The following is a 20,645-nucleotide window of genomic DNA, read 5'->3' as shown; positions in this document are numbered from 1 at the left end:
ACGGCCGACGTTACCATGGGGATTAGCGCATGCACTGGATTTTGGGAATTGCCTTGGCCGCCGGGCTGTTTGTGGTGTTGCGGCAATGGGGGACTTTGTCGCCAGAAAAGAAAAAAGCGGCCACCTGGAAAGCCATTCTTATCGGCGGTGGCGGACTGTTGCTGCTGATGGTGTTGACTGGGCGCATTCACGTTTTGACAGCCGCTGTTGCCGCTTTGCTGCCTTTGCTGAGAAAGCTGCCAGCGCTGTTGAAATACTTGCCCTTTATTCAGCGCACTCTTAATGGTCAGGCGGGCAATGGCCAAGGCCGCAATAATCAGAGTGGCACTGACGGCGAGGAGCGCCAGCGGACAGGTGCTGATGTGGCCGGGCAGGTCAGCGAGCGCGAAGCCTGCGAGATTCTTGGAGTGGAGCCAGAGTGCAACCGCGATGACATTGTGATGGCCCATCGCCGGCTGATGCAAAAAATCCACCCCGATCGCGGCGGCAACGACTATCTGGCAGCCAAAGTTAACGAGGCAAAACGTGTTCTACTGCGTGGGGCCAAAACCTGAGGCTTAGGGCAGAATGTCCACCCGCACGCGAATCTCGCTGGTGCGATTTTCACTGCTATTAACTTGGTACACAATGCCGGAATTTTCGTGGCTTTCGCTGCGGTCAACACCACCCAGAGAAACCCACTGCCCGGGTTGAACCTGGCGAATGGTCATTAGCGCTTCCGTGTCATAACCCGGCATGGCAGGGGCGTCTTGCTCAAACGACATAATACTGAGTTCTATATTCTGCGGTGAAATCATCCGCGGAGTTACCACAAAGCCGCTGCGGGTTTCCACCAGCTGCAACAATACAGCTGGATTTCGGCCGCCACGGGCCGCGAACGGCAAACTGCGAATCTGGCCGGCACTGACCTGAGCCGATTGCCCGTCTTGCACAATTAATGAGCGCTCGCGATTGCCGGATGATCTGATCGTTTTGCTCTGCGCATTGATGGTGACTGTATTGCTATTAATGATGTTGCGATTACTTGACGTGTTATTTTGAGTCAGATTGACGCCGCCACCGCTATGTTTACCGCCGAGATTTTCCCGAGACTGCACGCTGATGCGAAGCTGTGCCGTAGCAACGTCCAGTTGCTGAATAATCTGACCGATCTCGTCCAGTAGGCGAGTCTCCCCGCGAGCTACAATTTTCTGCCCGACAACGGTGACATTCACTTCTTCGTAAAGATCGCGAATTTGCGCGGCCACATCAGCAGCCGGGCGTTGGTTCAGGCTGTAAGCCCGGCTTTGGCTGGCCGCAAATGCATTGGCTGAAACCAAAAACAGGAGAAACGTAATAAACAGCGCCATTACGTTTGGCGCTGTGAGTCGGGAAATACGGGGACAATTCATGGAGTACTCCGCGGTTTGGGCAGGTGCCTGCTATTGACAGCGCCAGATAAAAACTTTGCATAAGTGGTTGCCAAGTTGAAAACAGGCCGGTTATAGTAAAAAGCATGAAGACTCAGCCAGCAATTTGCCAATTAAATGTTCAGCAAGCTTTCGGTAGCGAACCGTTATCTGCAGTGGTGGCTGTTTCGTTTTGGTGGCGCGACTATGGCTTTTATTTTAGCCGGACCCCGGGCCGCCCTTAGATCTTCATCACCGAACAACGAGGAAGGCAGCCCGGCAGACCACCCAGGCTGCCACCGGACTCAAAAACCCCGACTGGTAGCCCAGCCGGGGTTTTTTGATTTTGGAACAGGGAAACGGACACACCGCCATGAATATGCCATTAAGTGCTGTTGAGAATCCGATAGAGAATGCCGTAAAAAGCGACGTAGAACATGCGGTAAAAATTACCCCAGCCCGTCGCCGCGAGGTGGCTTTGCCCACGCCTGATCAGTTGCGCGGGAATTTTCCGCTAGTGGCGAAACTTGAGGCACAGGTTGAACATCAGCGCCAGGCGATTCGTAATATCCTCAGTGGAGCGGACAACCGCCTGCTGGTAGTGATCGGGCCATGTTCCATTCACGACGAGGTGGCCGCACTGGAATACGCGCAAAGGCTGAAACAGCTTGCGGCGGATGTTAGTGACCGTATGTTGATTGTGATGCGCGCTTACTTGGAGAAACCCCGCACCACAGTTGGCTGGAAAGGTTTGTTATACGATCCTGAGCGCAACGGGCAGGGTGATTTGCATCAAGGCTTGGAACGCTCGCGGCAATTGTTGCTGAATCTGGCGGCCACCGGCCTGCCGCTAGCCACGGAAGCGCTGAGCCCGTTTGCTATGGATTACCTGGGGGACCTGGTGAGCTGGACGGCCATTGGTGCCCGCACCACTGAGTCGCAGCTGCATCGCGAAATGGCCAGCGGCTTGCCAATGCCGGTGGGTTTTAAAAATGGCACCGATGGCGGCATCGCGGCGGCCACCAATGCCATGAAGTCCGCGGCCCACGGCCACCATCATCCCGGGCTGTCTGCCAGAGGCACGCCGGTAATGATTTCTACAGAGGGCAACGCTGACACCCATCTGGTTTTGCGCGGCGGTCGCGGTATCACCAATTACGACAGTCACAGCATTGCCCGCGCGACCCATGAGCTGCAGCAGGCAGGCCTGAATCCGGCGGTGATGGTGGACTGCAGCCACGATAACGCCTGCAAGCAACACGAGCGCCAGCAGGAGATAGCCCGCGATGTGGTCGCCCAACGGCTCGCCGGCAATCGCCACATTTGTGGGCTAATGTTGGAAAGCTTTTTACAGCCGGGCCGCCAGAACGACGGTGCTGACCTTCAATACGGCTGCTCGATTACCGATCCGTGCCTGGGGTGGGAGCAGACAGAGGCTCTGATCCGCTCACTGTAGACAGCAATAACTGACCGGCCAAAAGCAGCAGCACGCCGCCCATCAGTCGGTCCAGCCAATGACCGAAACGGTTAAAGCCCCTGCGCACCCTTGGTTGGCTAAAGAACACAGTCACCAGGCTAAACCAAAAAAAAGTGGCCAAAGCCATGTACAGGCCATAGCCGGTTTGTACAAGAACCGGCGTGCCGGGGCTGATAATCACCGAAAACAGCGAGACAAAAAAGAGCGTGGCTTTGGGGTTGAGCGCGTTCGTCAGAAAGCCCAGGCGCAGCGCCGCCAGGCGGCTTTGGTGCGGTGCTTTTGCAGCCTCCACGTAAACCCCTTCGGCCTTGGCACGCAGGCATTGCAAGGCAATCCACGTCAGATACAGAGCACCAATAACTTTCAAAATGCTGAACAGCAGCACCGATTGCTGAATAAGCAGCCCTATGCCCAACAGTGAATAAGCCACATGCACTAAAATCCCCGCGCCTATGCCTGCGGCCGTTAACAGCGAGTTTGCGCGGGTTTGGCACAATGCCTGGCGCAACATAACCGCGAAGTCGGGTCCGGGGCTGGCGACCGCCAGAAAATGCACTAGAACGACGATCAGAAATTCTGGCCAGAACGTGTTCATGCCACGGGCTCCTTGTGTGGATCTGGTAAGAGGCCGGTATTGTGAAACACAACGCATCGACATGCCAAATACAAACGGCTGCTATAGTGAGTGTTCAAGATACGCACTTAAAGAGGCAGCTATGAAACAGCGAAAGGTTAAGGTGGCCATTATTGGTGCCGGCACCGCCGGTATGGTTGCCTACCAGCGGGCGCGTAAACATACCGATAGCGTGTTGCTAATTGAAGGCAAGCAATACGGAACAACTTGCGCCCGGGTAGGGTGTATGCCCAGCAAGCTGCTGATCGCCGCCGCCGATGCGGCTCACGCAGCCCGCAGTTCAGGCCTTTTCGGAATAACCTGCCCCACCGTTGCGGTTGATGGTGAGGCGGTAATGGCTCGGGTGCGATCGGAGCGGGATCGGTTTGTTGCATCGGTGGTTAAGTCTGCAGAAAACTATCCCGAGCAAGATCGGCTGCACGGCAATGTGCGTTTTGCATCGCCGCACCGGTTAATGGTGGGTGACCATACCGAAGTGACAGCTGAGCGCATCGTCATAGCGACCGGTTCGCGCCCCCATATTCCCGGGTTTTTGAAAGAAGCCGGAGACCGCCTGGTGGTCAATGACGATCTGTTCGACTGGCATGATTTACCGGCCTCGGCGGCGGTATTTGGTCCCGGAGTCATTGGCCTGGAGTTGGGCCAGGCACTGGCTCGGCTGGGCGTGCGCATTCGCATGTTTGGCGTGGGTGGAAGCCTGGGGTCGCTGCAAGATCCTCTGTTGCGGGACTACGCGCTAAAAACCTTTAACCGCGAGTTCCCGCTGGATCCCGACGCCGATGTCACGGCAGTTGCGCGCAGTGCCGAGGGTGTCTCCATAAGCTTTAAAACCGCCGGCGGTAAGATCGTGACCGAAGAATTTGACTGCCTGCTGGCAGCTACCGGTCGGCGCCCGAATATTGACGGGCTGGACATACAAAACGCGGATCTGCAATTGGACGACCAGGGCATACCGGTGTTCAACGGTTACACTCTGCGCTGTGGTGACAGCCATATATTCATCGTTGGTGACGTTAACAACGAAACGCCTTTGCTGCACGAAGCCGCTGATGAAGGCCGTATTGCTGGCGACAACGCCGGCCGTTACCCGGATGTTCGCGCAGGTTTGCGCAAAGTGCCGCTGGCGGTGGTGTTTACCGACCCCCAGATCGCTTCGGTGGGGCTGACAATACAGCAGGTGGATGAACGTTGCCGCGGCCATTACGCGGTGGGTGACGCCAGTTTTGAAGATCAGGGCCGCAGCCGGGTGATTGGTAAAAACCGCGGGCTGCTGAGAGTGTACGGCGAACACGGCAGCGGTTTGTTTATGGGCGCCGAGATGTTTGGCCCTGCCGCCGAGCACATTGCCCATTTGCTGGCCTGGTCGGCTCAGCGCCGAATGACGGTAAGTGAAATGCTCGAAATGCCGTTCTATCACCCGGTGATTGAAGAAGGTCTGCGCAGTGCCTTACAGGACTTGAGCCGTAAACTCAGTATGGGCCCTGCTGCTGATAGTAACTGCATGGACTGCGGTCCGGGCGTATAACATTTGGCCGGTCTAGATAAATGTTTGTTATGGAGCTTGGGTGCCACATGGCCTTGAAATTAACTTGAAGCGGGCCCAAGTCTAGCCCTATGGCGGCGATCAACTCGTTAAACTTCCGCTTTGCCGCGCGCGGCGCCACAATAGTGTTAATGTCATCGAACGTCAAGGAGACGAATATGAGTAAGAATTTTCTTGGTTTGGATACTACGAAAACTCAGAAGCTGGCGGATTCGTTAAACGACTTGCTGTCTAACTATCAAATTTTTTACATGAACGTGCGTGGTTATCACTGGAACATCAAAGGCGATAACTTCTTTGAGTTGCATGTTAAATTTGAAGAACAGTACGACGCGCTGCTGCTGAAGATTGATGAAATTGCCGAGCGTGTTTTGACTTTGGGCCACCACCCCGCCCACGCCTACAGCACCTACATGGAGCGGTCTGACATCCCTGAGCGTAAAGACGTGTCTAACGGCAAAGACGCCGTGCAGAACATAACAGAAAGCTTTGTAAAATTGATTGGCAAGCAGCGCGAACTGTTGAGCTTGGCCAACGACGCCGACGATGAAGGCACCGCGTCGCTGATGAGTGATTACATTGCCGAACAGGAAAAAACCTTGTGGATGTACCGCAGCTATCTGGGCCAGTAAGCCTTGGTAAAAGTTAAAAATGGCGGCCATATGGCCGCCATTTTTTTATCCGCTAGTAAGAGGAACTCATGCCGAACCACTCGGGGAAAATCACAATCAGTGCCAGCACAAACACCTGCAGGAGGATGAACGGAAGCACCCCCTTGTAGATGTCGATCGTTCGCACTTCCGGTGGTGCGACCCCCCTCAAGTAGAACAGAGAGAACCCGAAAGGTGGGGTCAGGAAGCTGGTTTGCAGGTTCATGGCGATAAGAATGGCAAACCAGAGCATGTTGATGCCCAAGGCTTCGGCCACCGGCGCCAGAATGGGTACGATGATGAAGGAGATTTCGACAAAATCGATGAAGAAACCCAGCACCATAATCACCAGCATGGCCAGAATGATAAAGCCCCATTTCTCGCCCGGCAGCGCCAGCATCCACTCTTCCAGCAGGTAATCGCCGCCGGTGTAGCTGAAGACCATAGAGAAGGCCGTTGCACCGACCAGGATGGCGAACACCATGGCCGTCACTTTGACCGTATCTTTCGACGCACCCCAAACCATCTGGAATGAGAACTGCCGGTAGATTATGGCAAGAACAATAGCGCCAACACCACCCAGTGCTGAGGATTCTGTGGGTGTCGCAATGCCGGTAAAAATCGAGCCAAGCACAATGACAATCAGTGCTAACGGCGGGATGATCGCCAGCAGCGCATTCATAACTTCCTTTTTACGGGAAATGCTGCTGTCCTCAGGCATGGCCGGAGCCGTTTCAGGCTTGAAGCGGGTCATGATCAGGATATAAACAATATAGAGCCCAATAAGAACCATGCCCGGTCCGACGGCGGCCCTGAACAGATCGCCGACTGGCAGCCCGAGCACATCGCCCAGAATAATCAGAATGATCGACGGTGGAACGATCTGGCCCAGCGTACCCGCCGCACAGATGGTGCCGGTTGCCAAGCGCTTGTCGTAGTTGTGAGCCATCATGACCGGCAGGGAAATCAGGCCCATCGCCACCACGCTGGCGCCCACAACGCCGGTGGAAGCTGCAAGCAGGGCGCCCACTAGAATAGTAGAGATGGCCAGGCCACCCGGCAGGCCGCCAAACAGACGCCCCATGGAGGTAAGCAACTGTTCGGCCAGGCGTGTACGCTGCAGGACGACGCCCATGAAGATGAACAGGGGCACAGCCATCAGAACAGTATTCTGCATAACGCTCATGATGCGATAAGGCATAAAGGCAAACAGATCCATGCCTTCTGCAAACACACCAAAGAACAAAGCAAGACCGCCAAAGGTGAAAGCGACAGGGAAACCCAGCATCAGCATGACGAGGGCAACAGCGAACATAATCATGCCAATCATGCGAGTCCTCCCGCGCTGTGTTCACCTTCGTATTGTTTTTCACCAGACATAACCCGAAGGGCGAAGGTTGCCATGTTGAGGCCCGCCATGGCGATAAAAAACGCTGAGACTGGAATCACGGCTTTGATAATCCAGCGATAGGGCAGGCCACCAGGGTCACCGCTGCCTTCACCCATACTGTAGGAGTCTAGCGCGAAATCGTAGCCGTAAAGGCCAATCAAATAGGCGAATGGCACGACAAATATCAGAGCGCCTGTCAGGTTCACCCATGCCTTGGTTTTGTTGCTCCATTTCGTATAAAGCACGTCAACCCGAACATGGCCGTCTGTGCGCAGGGCATAGGGAATACCAAACAGGAAGACCACCGAGTAGAGGTGCCATTCCATCTCTTGCATCCCGATAGACACTTCGTTGAACGCGTAACGGGCAACAACGTCGTAAAAAACGTTACCGGCCATCAGCAGCATTGCGACACAGGCAACCCATCCGCAGAAATTGGACAAGCGCGCCAAGCCCTCATCAAGCTTTATGATCCACTGCATTCATAATCCTCCGCCAGAAAGGCTGGCGATCCTTCTATCTCTATAAACAAAAAAAACCGGGGTCGCCTTCAGAGCGATCCCGGCTCCATTACGACTTGTATCTTACTCGACTGTGCCCATGGTGTTTAGGTATGCACGCTCGGAAATGTCTGTGTAAGCGCGTGAATCCTTGAGATAGTCTTCCTGGGACTTGATAATCTTCGCCGCAAGCTCATCACCGGCCGCAGCCTCTGCCAGCAATTTGTTGTTAGCCTTGTACATGGCTTGGAACACATCGTCCGGGAAATTCTTGATCTGAACGTTCGGGTACTCGCTCTTGATGCTTGCCCAAGCCTTGGCGTTTTCATGCTGCGACTGGATCAGCATGTCATAGGCTGCGGTACGCATGGAAATCCGCAGAATTTCCTGAAGATCTGCCGGCAGCTCGTCCCAGACTTTCTGGTTGACCAGGAACTGCAGCTCGGTCGCAGGCTCGTGCCAGCCGGTGTAGTAGTAGTCAGCAATCTGTTGGAAACCCAGACGCAGGTCCAAGGCTGGACCAACCCACTCAACGGCATCGATGGTGTTCCGCTCTAGCGCAGTGTAAAGCTCGCCCGGAGCGATGTTGGTCGGGTTTACGCCCACCTCGGCAAATACCTCACCGGCGAAACCGGGAATCCGCATCTTCAGACCTTGCAGGTCCTCAACAGATTTGATCTCCTTGCGGAACCAACCGCCCATCTGAACGCCGGTATTGCCGCCCGGGAATGACTTCAGTCCGAGAGGCTCATAGACTTCCTGCATCAGATCCATACCGTCGCCGTAGTAAAACCAGGCGTACTGCTCAAGTGCTGTCATGCCAAATGGCATGCTGGTGAAGAACAGGGTGTTGGGTACTTTGCCTTTCCAGTAGTAGGAGGCGGAATGACCCATGTCATATTGTCCGGCCCTTACCATATCAAACACGCCCAGCGGGGCCTTGTGCTTGTTAGCGGAATCGACCCGAATTTTTAGACGGCCATCTGACATTTTCTCGGCCATGGCAGCCATGTTTTTCGTGGCGTCACCGAAAATCGGGAAGTTAGGTCCCCAGGTTTCTGCCAGCGTTAAAGTAAATGTGTCCTGAGCCAGTGCGTGTGTAGGGGCAAAGGTCGTTGCCACCGCGAGTATTGCCGCGGAGAAAATGGAACGAATCATCATTGTTTTTGGATCCTTTTATAATTTTTTTGCGCTAAGTCTGCGTTCTGTTACAAACACAGTAAAACTGCTGCACGCTATCAGTTATTTTTAATCGGTGGAACGAAAAACGTAAGGCGTTAGACATAGGTCTTAGATGCTGTAACGGCCCGGCCAGTGTTCGCGCGGGTTTGCGAGTGCCACGCCCTGAACCGTCGCAAAGCGGTTTTTTCAACGCTGTAATGGCTCAGCCAGGCGAAAAGCAGAACGATGCCAAGAGCAAGGCAGACACCGAACCAGCCGGGCATGTCTGCGTTGTAGCTCCAGCTAATAACCCCGTAGCCAATATTTTAATGTATTAAATAGAGGCTGTAAGAAAGCCCTCCGAGCCAGAGCAAGGGGCCGTTGGCCAGCCAGTTCAGGCGCCCTGCCATGGCCAGAGAAAATATCGAGAAACAGCCCAGAACGAATAAGCTGTACGGAAATTTGTAGGTAAAAAGGCCATGACAGACAGCCAGTGCGAGCAGAATGGCATCTGCGGCTGGGCGGTCTCGTCACGGATTCGGCTTATAGTAGTCTGCTTTGCGTTTTGGCAATACGGCTCAGCTATACGGTTACCTTGTCCGCGCTATACGATGTGTTCATCATTCATTACAAGCGTCGGGTTCAACGCAGGCAGCCGCAGGGAGATTGGTTATGGCAGCAGAGCTGGGAATTATTGAGGGCTTCTATGGCCCGCTGTGGAGTTGGGAGCAGCGCCGGCAGTTGGTGCACAGGCTGGCGCCCCACGGTTACGGTTTTTATCTTTATGCGCCCAAGGCCGATGCATTTTTAAGGCGGCGCTGGCGGGAGCCACATCCGCCACAGGCTGCCGCAGAAATGGCTGCTTTCGCCAGCTTCTGTAAAGCCGCTGGGGTGCGTTTTGGTGTGGGCCTGAGCCCGTTTGAACTGTTTAACAATTTTGATGAAGCCGGCCAGCAGTCACTGGCGCGCAAGCTGGCGTTTTTTGACCAGCTGGGGCTGGATGAACTGGCGATCCTGTTTGACGATATGCACGGCAGCGGGCCGCACACGGCGCAGGCACAGGCAGATATTGTGCACTGGGTTGCCGAACACTCCGCGGTTCGGCGTATCAGTGTGTGCCCGACCTATTACTCGGATGACCCGGTGTTGGATCGAGTGTTTGGCCCGCGCCCGGTGGACTATCTACAAACGCTGGGACAGGCGCTGGACCCCGCCATACAGATATTCTGGACCGGCGAGGAAGTGTGTTCGCGGGAGATTTCACCCGGTCACTTGCAAAGAGTGGGTGATCTTCTGGGGCGAAAGCCGCTGCTGTGGGACAACTACCCGGTTAATGATGGCGATCGCATGTCGCGCCACTTGCACTTGCGCGGTTTTACCGGCCGCCCAGCGGCTAACGCTGCGTACATCGCCGGCCATGCCATTAATCCGGCGCTACAGCCAACGCTGACCTGCATTCCGGCCATTACCCTGGCGCAGAGTTATCAGCTCGGGCCGGATTACGAATACGGTAAGGCGTTTTATCAAGCCGCGCAGGAAGTTCTTGGGACCGAGTTGGCGGACTGCCTGCAAGCAGATTTGTTGGTGTTGCAAGACGCCGGTCTGGAGCGCCTGTCCGACGAACGGAAGCAGGCTTTAGTGCATACCTATGACGGCTTTGACCACCCGGCGGCCGACGAATTACTGCGCTGGCTGGCTGGCGACTACGCCGTTACCAACGAAGTTGTAGCGACCCAATAATCTGTTAGTCAGTTGCAGGGTTGCTGTTCGGCTTGGCTGAAACGCTCGCGCATGGCGCGGTTGCGACGGTCGTCGCTTTTGTAAGCGTCGGGCAGTGGCTGCAGAAAATACAGGAAGTCACCATTGGTACGATGGTCGGACAACTCTGGCGTGGCTTCATCTTCGGGCCAGAAAACCGGGCTGATCACCTTAATGTTCAACTCTGGCGCACGCGCGTGCAGCAACGCTATCGTGCCCTGACGTTGTTCGCTGTGGAAAATGCCGTTTATGTGCAGTATCTGTTGGCCCGGGTAATCCCGGCGGGCCTGCAAAATGCGTTCGGCCATGGTGTTGTCGCGCAGTAGCTGTGCTTTGTAGCTGTTGTCCAGCCGCTGTTTCATAGCGCCGCCGTCGTCGCCGCCGCCGCCATGACTCGCACCAATGGCGTCATCAAAGCGTTGCCGGTAGGCCGGGGTGTCCAGAAACGGTTGTTGGGCAATGGTTTGGCGCTGTGCCTGAGATAAATCGTCAATAATGTGCGGCCCTTCGCGGCCGACACAACGCACGATGGTACCCGGTGCATTGGCAGCGATCACGGGTAATTGATGGCTAAGAGCGAACTCGACCAGCGGCCGGTAAGACGCGCGATAATTGTCCCAGGCGCCGGTGTCTTCAATCATTTCGCTTTCGCCGCTGCTGCCTGCCAGATACTGGTTCAGCGCATCCTGCTGATGGGTTTCAAATTGCTCCATGCTCAGTATCTGTTGGGGTTGCTGCTGAAACAGCGCCAACTGTAGCTGAGCTTGAAGCAGATGGCTGGCATGATGGCCGTGATATTCGCCAACGACCACCACATCGGCGTCGGCTAAGCGCCTTGCCAACTGTTCTACGGTTAACGTGTTCAGGGTGTCAGACTTCGGGTCAACTATTTGCGCCTGATACTGGTTTAGCGGTGCTTTCAAGGTGCTGTGTGAGGTTGGGGAGGTCGCGCAGCCGGCGGTTATTGCCAACACTAAAGCGCCAATCAGGTAACGAACGTTGTAAAGGCTTGTGGACATAAGCGCAAAGTTCCGTTGCGGTAAGCACACTACTAATAAGTTTTCCGAATACGATCTGCCTGTATAGCGAGTATAATGCCGGACGAAGCCCTTCGTACAGGCAAGTTGTTTATGTCCCGCAGTCATTTGTTTTCCCTGCGCCCAGGCCACGCGATCCGCGAAGCCTGCGTGCAGGAACCCTACAGTTCCCGGCGTTTTGCAAAAGATGTAATGGCCGGTATTACCGTGGGAATTATTGCTATTCCGCTGGCCATGGCACTGGCTATTGCCAGCGGTGTGGCCCCTCAATACGGTTTGTATACGGCCATTATTGCCGGCGTGGTGATTGCGCTCACGGGCGGCAGCCGTTACAGCATTTCCGGTCCTACCGCCGCTTTTGTGGTGATTCTATATCCCATTGCCCAAGAATACGGCTTGGGCGGTTTGCTGCTAGCCACGGTGATGTCCGGGGTGTTGCTTCTAATTATGGCGGTTATGCGCTTGGGGCGCTTTATTGAGTACATACCGGAGCCGGTGACCCTGGGATTTACCGGGGGTATTGCGGTGGTGATCGCAACCCTTCAGGTGAAAGACCTGTTCGGTTTGCCGATTGCGGCCATGCCCGAGCATTATTGGGGAAAGCTGGCTGCGCTGGTTCAAGCTGTGCCCTCTCTGGATGCCATGAGTACTCTGGTAGCCGGTGTCACATTGGCGATCATGCTGCTGTGGCCGCGGTTGAAAACAGCGGTGCCGCCGCATTTGCCCGCTGTAATCGTCGGTAGTTTGTTGGCGCTGTGGCTGAACAGCCAGGGTGCCTCCATTGATACCATCGGTTCGCGTTTCAGTTATTTACTAGCCGATGGAACCAGTGGCAGTGGCATTCCTCCGGTCTTGCCTGAGTTTATTTTGCCCTGGCAGCGGGCCGGTGCCGATGGCAGCCCCCTGGTGGTGTCCTGGAATCTGATTCAGGCTCTGATTCCGGCAGCGTTTGCCATTGCCATGTTGGGCGCGATTGAATCCTTACTGTGTGCGGTGGTGCTGGATGGCATGACCGGTAAGCGCCACAGCGCCAACAGTGAATTGCTGGGGCAGGGCCTGGGCAACATAATCGCACCCTTCTTTGGTGGTATTACAGCCACCGCGGCGATCGCTCGGTCGGCCGCCAACTATCGCGCTGGCGCCGAGTCGCCGGTTTCTGCAATTGTGCACTCGCTGGTGGTGGTGCTTGCGCTGGTAGCGCTGGCAGGGGTGCTGTCTTACATGCCAATGCCGGCGATGGCGGCGTTGCTGCTGATAGTGGCGTGGAATATGAGCGAAGCGCCAAAAGCCGTGCATCTTCTGAAAACCGCGCCCCGCGGCGATGTTCTGGTGTTCCTGACCTGCTTTAGCCTGACGGTGGCGCTGGATATGGTGATTGCCATTACCACAGGCGTTCTGCTGGCAGCGGTGTTGTTCATGCGCGAAATGGCGCGGATGACACGGGTGACCGACATATCCACCAACCTGCGGGTGACGCAGGCTAATTTGCCCGCCGGCTGGCAGGTGTTCAAGATCAACGGGCCGCTGTTCTTTGCCGCCGCCGAGCGCATCTTTGGCGAGCTGGCGGCACTGTCCAAAAACGCTCGTGGTTTTATACTGTATATGGATGGCGTGACCTTGCTGGACGCAGGCGGGCTGTCTGCATTGAATAAGCTCCTGGCTGCCTGCGAGCGCGATGGTACTCGTATTATTATTGCCGATTTGCAGTTCCAGCCACTGCGAGCTCTGGCTCGTGCAGGGGTGGCGCCGGTAAACGGTGTTAGCCGCTTTACACACACACTGGCTGATGCTCTGGTGCAAGCCGGCGAGCACTGATCGCTGTCAACATCACCTGCTATAAAATCGAGCTCCAACAAATGGAGCTCTGATAAACTGTGCTCTGATAAACGGCGCTCTGATAAAAAGTGCTCCAGCTAACAGCAAAAAAGGTTTTGCATGCTGCCATTCCGAATTGTGGACCGCATTAAGTTCGTTGTTGAGCGCCAGTTGGTAAAAGGTGCGGGTTTCCAGCTATTGGTGGTTGCCGCCTTTATTGCGCTGATTTCGATTGCTGGCGGGCTTGCGGTATTGGCGGTCGGGCAAAAATTTGACAGTGTGGGCGCGGCCGTTTGGTGGGCGTTTTTGCGCCTGACAGATCCCGGCTATCTGGGGGATGACGTAGGCGTTTGGCAGCGTTTTGTATCTACCCTGCTTACCGTCAGCGGTTATGTGGTGTTTATGGGCACCTTGGTTGCCATCCTCACCCGCTGGCTGATTGCCAAAATGGAGGAACTGGAGCGGGGCCTGACTCCGGTCACGCTGAAAAATCACATTGTGGTGTTGGGCTGGAGCCGGCACACCCTGCCATTGCTGACGGAATTGCTCAGTGCATCAGGTCGTATGCGCCGGTTTCTGGAGAAGCACGATGCCGGCCGGCTCAATCTAGTAGTGCTCTCAGAGCATGCCAGTGCGGAGCAGGTGCACGAATTACGCATGGAGCACGGTATCGGCCGTCGCGCGCGGCAGATCATTTTGCGCAGCGGTTCACCCATTCAGCCCGACGCCCTGCATAGGGTTGCGTGTCTGGATGCCGCCGCAGTTATTGTGCCCAGCGGCCATATAGACGCCGGCAGCCTGCTAACGCCGGATGTGGAAATCGTCAAAGCGCTGCTGTCGATTGCCGCTCAGGCACGCCAATACAACGTGCCACTGCCTTATGTCGTGGCCGAGATTCAGGACTTGCGAAAATTGCCGGTGATCGAACGAGCCTATCCCGGTGCGGTAGAAGTGGTGGCCGGCGATGCCACCATAAGCCGTTTGATGGCGCAGAATATCTTGCATCCAGGCCTGTCGGAAATTTATAACGAACTGCTCACCGCTGGCGACGGCAACGAACTGTATGTGCGCGGTGGCGAAACGATGGTAGGCATGACCCTCGCTGAGGTGGCCGCGCAGCGTCCGCTGGCGATTGTGCTGGGCCTGCTGAAACGCCAGGGTGAACAGTGGAAAGTTTGCTTGATGGCGCCAACAGACAGTGTGATTGACGAAGACGACCGGGTGATCATGATGGCGCGGTTTTACGCCGAAACCGACCTCAACCCCAAGCTGCTGCCGTTACCCGTGATTCAGCGTGGTAGCCCAAGGATAGTGACCGCCGCGCCGGTGCAGAAACTCCAGAGAATACTGGTGTTGGGCTGGAATCGACGGGTACCCAGTCTGCTGGCGGAGTTGTCGAGTTACCACTATCGGCCGTTTCAAGTGGATGTGACTTCGGTTGTCGGCGCTGCTGAGCGCGACCAGCTGACCCGGCGCCATCTGGGGAAAAAGGTAGACATGGTCGTTCAGCACATCGAAGCCGATTACATGGTTGAAGCCGAGCTGCGCCAATTGCAGCCAGCGGCCTACGACACAGTGATGCTGCTGAGCAGCGATCGCCTGGCCTCCGGCGAAGAAGCCGACGCCCGCACCATGGTGGGCTATTTACAACTGGAAGATGTACTGGCGGATCAACCACGGCGTCCGCAGTTGATCATGGAACTGAGCGATCCGGACAACAGCCACTTGCTGTACAACCACGGCAGCGAAATGCTGATCAGCCCAATGATACTCAGCCATGTTCTGGCTCAGGTGGCCCTGAGGCGAGAGTTGCGAGTGGTCTTGGATGAGCTCTTCACGGTGGGTGGTGCGGAAATTCAGTTTCGGGACCCAGGCGATTACGCGCTTCCGGCCAGCGTTAATTTTCAGTTGCTGGAACGAACGTTGGCGAAAGAGGGCGAAATAGCGCTTGGCATCTACCGAAACCAGGCGGACGCCGCGGGCCGGCATCTGAGACTAAACCCGCCGAGGCGGGATTATCTTGATGTTAAGCCTGGGGACCGGCTGGTGATTTTGTGTTTAACAGGCCAGGTATCTGATTAATGCTTGCCGTCATTACCAAGGCCGTTTACACCCTGTAAGCAAACGAATAGATCAATCTGGTCGAAAATGCTCAGGTTGTCTGCTGTGGATTTGTAAACGGTTGACATCCGGTTTTGATGCCGCCAAACCATTCACAAAAAAAATGCTGAATATAGATTATATAAATTTCAGTTATGCGGTGAGAGGCATTAGAGTAGTCGCCAATGTCCAGGGAGAATTGGATTTAAATTCGACGCCCTTGAAAAAACTGACGTACAAAGGAATGAACCATGCCCTACTCAAAAGACGTTGATACCCTAACCACCCTGTTGAAACAGAATCCTACCTGGAACGCCATCAAGCCTGAGCACGCGGCCCGCATGCGCGCCCAGAACAAATTTCAGACCGGTCTGGATATCGCCAAGTACACCGCCAAGATTATGCGTGAAGACATGGCGAACTACGATAACGATACCTCTCAGTACACCCAGTCTCTGGGGTGCTGGCACGGTTTTATCGGCCAGCAGAAGATGATTTCCATTAAGAAACACTTCGGCGACACCTCACGCCGCTACCTGTACCTGTCCGGTTGGATGGTTGCCGCCCTGCGTTCAGAGTTCGGCCCGCTGCCAGACCAGTCCATGCACGAGAAAACCGCCGTATCCAGCCTGATTGGCGAGTTATACACGTTTCTGCGGCAAGCTGATTCCTGGGAACTGAACCATCTGTTCCGTGATCTGGAAGAAGCTCAGAACGCCGGCGACGACGCCAAGGCCGAGCAGCTGATAAGCCAGATTGATAACCATCAGACCCACATTGTGCCGATCATTGCCGACATCGACGCCGGTTTTGGTAACGCAGAAGCCACTTACCTGCTGGCCAAGCAGATGATTGAAGCCGGTGCCTGCTGTATCCAGATTGAAAACCAGGTGTCTGACGAGAAGCAGTGCGGCCACCAGGACGGCAAAGTAACCGTTCCCCACGCCGACTTTCTGGCCAAGATCAACGCTGTGCGTTTGGCCTTCCTGGAACTGGGTGTAGACGACGGCGTGATTGTTGCCCGTACTGACTCCTTGGGTGCTGGCCTGACTCAGAAAATTGCCGTAACCGACGAGCCGGGTGACCTGGGCGACCAGTACAACAGCTTCATCGACGGTGACGTTATTGCTAAAGCCGAAGACATCAACAACGGCGACGTGGTGATCAAGCAGAACGGTCAGCTGGTCAAGCCCAAGCGTCTGGCGTCTGGATTGTTCCAGTTCAAGGCCGGTAGCGGTGAAGACCGGGTTATTCTGGATTGCATCACCAGCCTGCAGAACGGCGCTGACATGCTGTGGATCGAAACCGAGAAGCCCCACGTTGGCCAGATCGCAGCGATGGTTAACCGCATCAAGGAAGTAGTTCCTAACGCCAAGCTGGTGTACAACAACAGCCCGTCGTTCAACTGGACTCTGAGCTTCCGTCAACAGGTGTTCGATTCCTGGAAAAAAGAAGGCAAAGACGTATTGGCCTACGAGCGTGCTGCGCTGATGGGTGAAGAATACGACAGCACCGACCTGGGCAAGCTGGCCGATCAGTGGACGGCGGACTTCCAGCGCGATGCCGCTCGCGAAGCCGGTGTGTTTCACCACCTGATCACGCTGCCGACTTACCACACGGCGGCCCTGTCGACCGATAACCTGGCCAAAGGCTATTTCGGTGCCGAAGGCATGCTGGCTTATGTCAAAGGTGTTCAGCGTAAAGAAATTCGCCAGGGTATCGCCACTGTTAAGCACCAGGACATGGCCGGTTCCAACATTGGTGACGACCACAAGGAATTTTTCGCCGGCGACGCCGCGCTGAAAGCCGGTGGTAAAGACAACACTATGAACCAGTTTGGCTAATAGGCTAATCTGACGCGGCACGGATGCTGCAACTCCCCCTTTCGGGATTTAAAAGCCCGCACGCTGGTTCGCCAGGTGCGGGTTTTTTTGTGGCGCCGGCTCAAAGTTGAGGCCTTGGTCTATTCTAATAGAAACAGCGTGTTCAGGCAGGAGCAGGGCGATTGAATCTGGATCAAGGCATTGTGTTTGCGGTATTGGGTATTACGCTGGCGCTGTTTGTCTGGAATCGACTGCGGTTTGATGTGGTGTCGATGCTGGCGTTGCTGGCGATGGCGTTTACCGGTCTGGTGCCCGCTGATGAACTGTTCAGTGGTTTCGGACACCCGGCGGTAATTACCGTGGCGGCTGTATTGGTGATCAGCCAAGGGCTGGTAAACGGCGGCGTGGTGGATGCGATCGCCCGATTGTTGGGGCGTATCGGCCATCGGCCCACCCTGCAGGTGCTTACGCTCACCTCGATGGTTGCGCTTTGCTCCGGTTTTATCAACAACGTTGGCGCCTTGGCTCTGTTGATGCCAGTCGCCATCTGGATGTCCCGTGACGCCGGGCGCTCGCCCTCCATGCTGCTGATGCCGCTGGCGTTTGGCTCCTTGCTGGGGGGTACCGTCACCCTGATTGGCACACCACCGAACATTATTATTTCTTCCTATCGTCCCGAAGGCGCCTTTGGCCTGTTCGATTTTGCCCCGGTGGGTCTGGCGGTCACCGTGGCCGGTATTGCGTTTATCACCCTGGTGGGCTGGCGTCTGACACCGCGGCGCGATGACGGCGCCGCGGGTAAAAAGCTGTTCAGCGTGGGGGATTATGTTACCGAACTGCGAGTGCCGGAAGGCTCCGCCAGCGCTGGCGCCACATTGCACTCACTGTTGACCGAATCTGGTGAGAGCGATGATCTGGCGGTGTTGGCCTTGATCCGTGAAGGCGCACGCAAAATCACCCCCTCAACCTTTACCGTGATGCTCGAAGGCGATTTGCTATTAATTGAGGCCAATACCGAAAGTTTGCAGGCTTTTCTGGACAATACCGATCTTGAATTAGCCACCGGTGCGCTTTTGGCGCTGCAGCGCGAGCTAGACAACGAGAGAACGAACGCGGACGGACTACCTAAAGATTCCAGCGATGAGCCCAGCGCCGACGACGAGGATGCCAAGGCACCGATTGGTCTGGATGAAGGCGACTTGCAGTTGATGGAAGTGGTGGTTTCGTCAGGTTCAATTTTACTGGGGCTGTCTGCTAACCGTTTGGGTTTGCGCGAACGCTATTCTCTGAATGTGGTAGCGGTGGCTCGCCGTGGCCAGCGTATTCAGAGCCGGTTAGGGGATGTTCGCTTCCAGGCCGGCGACATTCTGCTGGTTCAGGGTACCCAGGATGGCCTCACAGAAACTCTGATTACTCTGGGTTGCCTGCCGTTGGCAGAGCGCGGACTGCGGCTTGGGTCGTCACCTAAGGTGGCGCTGGCTGCCGCCGTATTCGGTGCCAGTATTGCGGCGGTGGTCAGCGGGCTGCTGAGCGCGCCAGTAGCGCTGGTGGGCGGTGCGGTGGCAATGGTCTTGGTGGGACTGTTGTCCGCGGAGGAGGCCTACAAGTCTATCGACTGGTCGATCATTGTCTTGCTGGCGGCGATGATTCCCGTCGGCCAAGCGCTGGAAACCAGTGGTGGTGCCCAGTTGCTGGCAAACCAGATGCTGATATTGGGCGGCGACTTTTCGCTGGCGGCGGTGCTGGCCATGTTGCTGGTAGTCACCCTGCTGCTGTCGAATGTGATCAATAATGCCGCGGCCGCTATTGTGGTGGCGCCGGTCGCTTTGAGCCTGGCAACATCGCTAAACGTGCCTACCGACGCGGTGTTGATGGCGGTAGCCATGGGGGCCTCATCCGCCTTCATGACACCCATTGGCCACCAGTCTAACGCACTGGTGATGGAGCCCGGCGGCTATCAGTTTGGTGACTACTGGCGCCTGGGTTTGCCGTTATCGATCATTGTTACTGTGGTAGCTGTGCCAATGATCATGCTGGTGTGGGCGTGATATTGAGTATTGAGCATTCAGTGTCCCGCCGGGCTAATTCGGGAATCCTTTGTTTAGCGCTGAGCGCTCTTATGTCGTCAATGTCGCTACATAGTGTCCAAGCTTTACACATTGTATTTTTGTAGAGCGTTGATTTAGAAATCGAATACTTAAAATGGGGTATTTAAACTCGGCGGGTTGTATCAGTAATGATACAGCCCGCTATTTTTTTGCGACGAAGAAAAATGGCTAATAAAAATTAAATTTTATAATTATCAATAGCTTGTTGGTTTCTTTAAATTTTTTGGCACGGTTATCGCTTAGTGTTGTCTGTGAGTCTGCACCGTAACTTGCCACAGGGTTTGCAGGAAGGGATGGACTCCATAGCAGCCAACAACAACAAAGAAGGAATAACATCATGAATGCTAAAAAAAATCTGCTAGCAATTGCTGTTGCATTAAGTCTAGGTCTTTCTGGCGCCGTGTGGGCTGACCAGCAGGGTGGCGATGGTGACCCGAATACCAACGCGGCCGGTGGCTCTACGTCCAATAACGACGCCTCAGGCAACGCCGACTCCGGCAATGATAACTCCACGAACAACTCCGATAATTCAGATGGAAGCACCAACGATTCCGGCAACAATCAGGCCGATAACAGCACCGACGACGATTCAAATAACAGCACCAACGATTCGAACAACGATGCGTCCTTGAGCGTGGCGGACAGCGGTAACGCCGACAACTCGGACAACAGCACCAACGACGATTCGGATAACAGCAACAACGATGCGTCCTTGAACGTGGCCGACAGCGGTAACGCCGACAACTCGGACAACAGCACCAACGACGATTCAAATAACAGCACCAACGATTCGAACAACGATGCGTCCTTGAACGTGGCGGACAGCGGCAACGCTGACAACTCGGACAACAGCACCAGCGACGATTCGGATAACAGCAACAACGACTCGAATAACGATCAGTCGGATAACAGCATTGCCGACTCTTACAACGATTCGTCTGACAGCAGCACCAACATGCTGAGCATGTCGGTGGACATGTTCCTCAACAGCGCCGAACTCAATGGCAACGTCAGTGATGTGTCAGTTAACTACGGCGACGCCACTGCTCGCAGATCTTCCACTGATGTGCGGACCCGTAACAGCATTGGCGGCAGCTCTGCGAACTTCACCGGTGTGGGCGCATTTGCCCAGAACGTCGGTGTGGGCAGTGTTACCCAGGCTAACGTCAGTGTGATGTCTAACCTGACCGCAGGCGGCGACACCCAATAGGGTAGGCGGCGGGCTGCCAGTTTCTGGTTGCCCGCCCGGGCCCGGGAGGCA

16 protein-coding genes are annotated in these 20,645 nt (G+C 55.4%); 10 read left to right on the top strand and 6 right to left on the bottom strand.

The features are described 5' to 3' along the window. Positions 1-29: 29 nt before the first annotated feature. Positions 30-554: a molecular chaperone DnaJ gene (locus tag MRBBS_RS16825; protein ID WP_014872796.1), complete on the top strand. Its 525-nt coding sequence runs from the start codon at positions 30-32 to the stop codon at positions 552-554. Positions 555-557: 3 nt separating this feature from the next. Here MRBBS_RS16825 and MRBBS_RS16820 read toward each other — a convergent pair whose 3' ends face one another. Beyond that, positions 558-1,391, bottom strand: coding sequence for a secretin (locus MRBBS_RS16820; protein WP_014872795.1), 834 nt, complete (start codon positions 1,389-1,391; stop codon positions 558-560). 370 nt (positions 1,392-1,761) lie between these two features. Here MRBBS_RS16820 and MRBBS_RS16815 point away from each other — a divergent pair, with 370 nt between their 5' ends. Beyond that, complete coding sequence (locus tag MRBBS_RS16815; protein WP_014872793.1) at positions 1,762-2,844, top strand: 3-deoxy-7-phosphoheptulonate synthase; 1,083 nt, start codon at positions 1,762-1,764, stop codon at positions 2,842-2,844. Here MRBBS_RS16815 and MRBBS_RS16810 read toward each other — a convergent pair. Further along, positions 2,789-3,460: a LysE family translocator gene (locus MRBBS_RS16810; protein WP_041635358.1), complete on the bottom strand. Its 672-nt coding sequence runs from the start codon at positions 3,458-3,460 to the stop codon at positions 2,789-2,791. The two genes, MRBBS_RS16815 and MRBBS_RS16810, sit on opposite strands and share 56 nt — an antisense overlap. A 121-nt stretch (positions 3,461-3,581) precedes the next feature. Between MRBBS_RS16810 and MRBBS_RS16805 the strand changes: the two genes are divergently transcribed. Together MRBBS_RS16805 and MRBBS_RS16800 are read left to right on the top strand one after the other, a co-directional pair. Continuing rightward, entirely contained in the window at positions 3,582-5,024 is a 1,443-nt protein-coding gene (locus MRBBS_RS16805) for a dihydrolipoyl dehydrogenase (protein WP_014872792.1), read from the top strand. Between the two features lie 176 nt (positions 5,025-5,200). Then, on the top strand, positions 5,201-5,674 hold the full coding sequence (locus MRBBS_RS16800; protein ID WP_014872791.1) for a Dps family protein: 474 nt from the start codon (positions 5,201-5,203) through the stop codon (positions 5,672-5,674). 52 nt (positions 5,675-5,726) lie between these two features. Here the strand turns inward: MRBBS_RS16800 and MRBBS_RS16795 are convergent, their stop codons facing one another. The 3 genes from MRBBS_RS16795 to MRBBS_RS16785 form a co-directional block, all read right to left on the bottom strand. After that, the gene (locus MRBBS_RS16795) at positions 5,727-7,022 is read right to left on the bottom strand and encodes a TRAP transporter large permease (RefSeq protein ID WP_014872790.1); all 1,296 of its coding nucleotides are present in this window, start codon (positions 7,020-7,022) and stop codon (positions 5,727-5,729) included. Then, complete coding sequence (locus MRBBS_RS16790) at positions 7,019-7,564, bottom strand: TRAP transporter small permease subunit (RefSeq protein WP_014872789.1); 546 nt, start codon at positions 7,562-7,564, stop codon at positions 7,019-7,021. Before MRBBS_RS16790 ends, MRBBS_RS16795 begins: the two co-directional genes overlap by 4 nt. A 102-nt stretch (positions 7,565-7,666) precedes the next feature. Next, the gene (locus MRBBS_RS16785) at positions 7,667-8,743 is read right to left on the bottom strand and encodes a TRAP transporter substrate-binding protein (protein WP_014872788.1); all 1,077 of its coding nucleotides are present in this window, start codon (positions 8,741-8,743) and stop codon (positions 7,667-7,669) included. Positions 8,744-9,415: 672 nt separating this feature from the next. Between MRBBS_RS16785 and MRBBS_RS16780 the strand changes: the two genes are divergently transcribed. After that, entirely contained in the window at positions 9,416-10,483 is a 1,068-nt protein-coding gene (locus MRBBS_RS16780) for a beta-N-acetylglucosaminidase domain-containing protein (RefSeq protein WP_014872786.1), read from the top strand. 8 nt (positions 10,484-10,491) lie between these two features. Here the strand turns inward: MRBBS_RS16780 and MRBBS_RS16775 are convergent, their stop codons facing one another. Further along, positions 10,492-11,520 carry a ChaN family lipoprotein gene (locus tag MRBBS_RS16775; RefSeq protein WP_014872785.1) on the bottom strand — a complete coding sequence of 343 codons (1,029 nt, stop codon included), beginning with the start codon at positions 11,518-11,520 and terminating at the stop codon, positions 10,492-10,494. 111 nt (positions 11,521-11,631) lie between these two features. On the opposite strand from MRBBS_RS16775, the gene dauA reads away from it, so the two are divergent. From dauA to MRBBS_RS16750, 5 genes are all read left to right on the top strand, one after another. Continuing rightward, positions 11,632-13,353 carry a C4-dicarboxylic acid transporter DauA gene (dauA, locus tag MRBBS_RS16770; RefSeq protein WP_014872784.1) on the top strand — a complete coding sequence of 574 codons (1,722 nt, stop codon included), beginning with the start codon at positions 11,632-11,634 and terminating at the stop codon, positions 13,351-13,353. Between the two features lie 120 nt (positions 13,354-13,473). After that, positions 13,474-15,435 carry a CASTOR/POLLUX-related putative ion channel gene (locus MRBBS_RS16765; RefSeq protein WP_014872783.1) on the top strand — a complete coding sequence of 654 codons (1,962 nt, stop codon included), beginning with the start codon at positions 13,474-13,476 and terminating at the stop codon, positions 15,433-15,435. A gap of 269 nt (positions 15,436-15,704) precedes the next feature. Further along, positions 15,705-17,297 carry an isocitrate lyase gene (locus MRBBS_RS16760; RefSeq protein WP_014872781.1) on the top strand — a complete coding sequence of 531 codons (1,593 nt, stop codon included), beginning with the start codon at positions 15,705-15,707 and terminating at the stop codon, positions 17,295-17,297. Positions 17,298-17,458: 161 nt separating this feature from the next. Next, positions 17,459-19,324: an SLC13 family permease gene (locus MRBBS_RS16755; RefSeq protein ID WP_014872780.1), complete on the top strand. Its 1,866-nt coding sequence runs from the start codon at positions 17,459-17,461 to the stop codon at positions 19,322-19,324. Positions 19,325-19,721: 397 nt separating this feature from the next. Then, the gene (locus MRBBS_RS16750) at positions 19,722-20,594 is read left to right on the top strand and encodes a hypothetical protein (RefSeq protein WP_014872779.1); all 873 of its coding nucleotides are present in this window, start codon (positions 19,722-19,724) and stop codon (positions 20,592-20,594) included. Positions 20,595-20,645 lie beyond the last annotated feature (51 nt).

Origin of the sequence: Marinobacter sp. BSs20148 (assembly GCF_000283275.1) — a bacterium.
Taxonomy (GTDB): Bacteria; Pseudomonadota; Gammaproteobacteria; order Pseudomonadales; family Oleiphilaceae; genus Marinobacter; species Marinobacter psychrophilus.
Note: the sequence above shows the minus strand (reverse complement) of the source record. Positions and strands in the feature narration are given on the sequence as shown.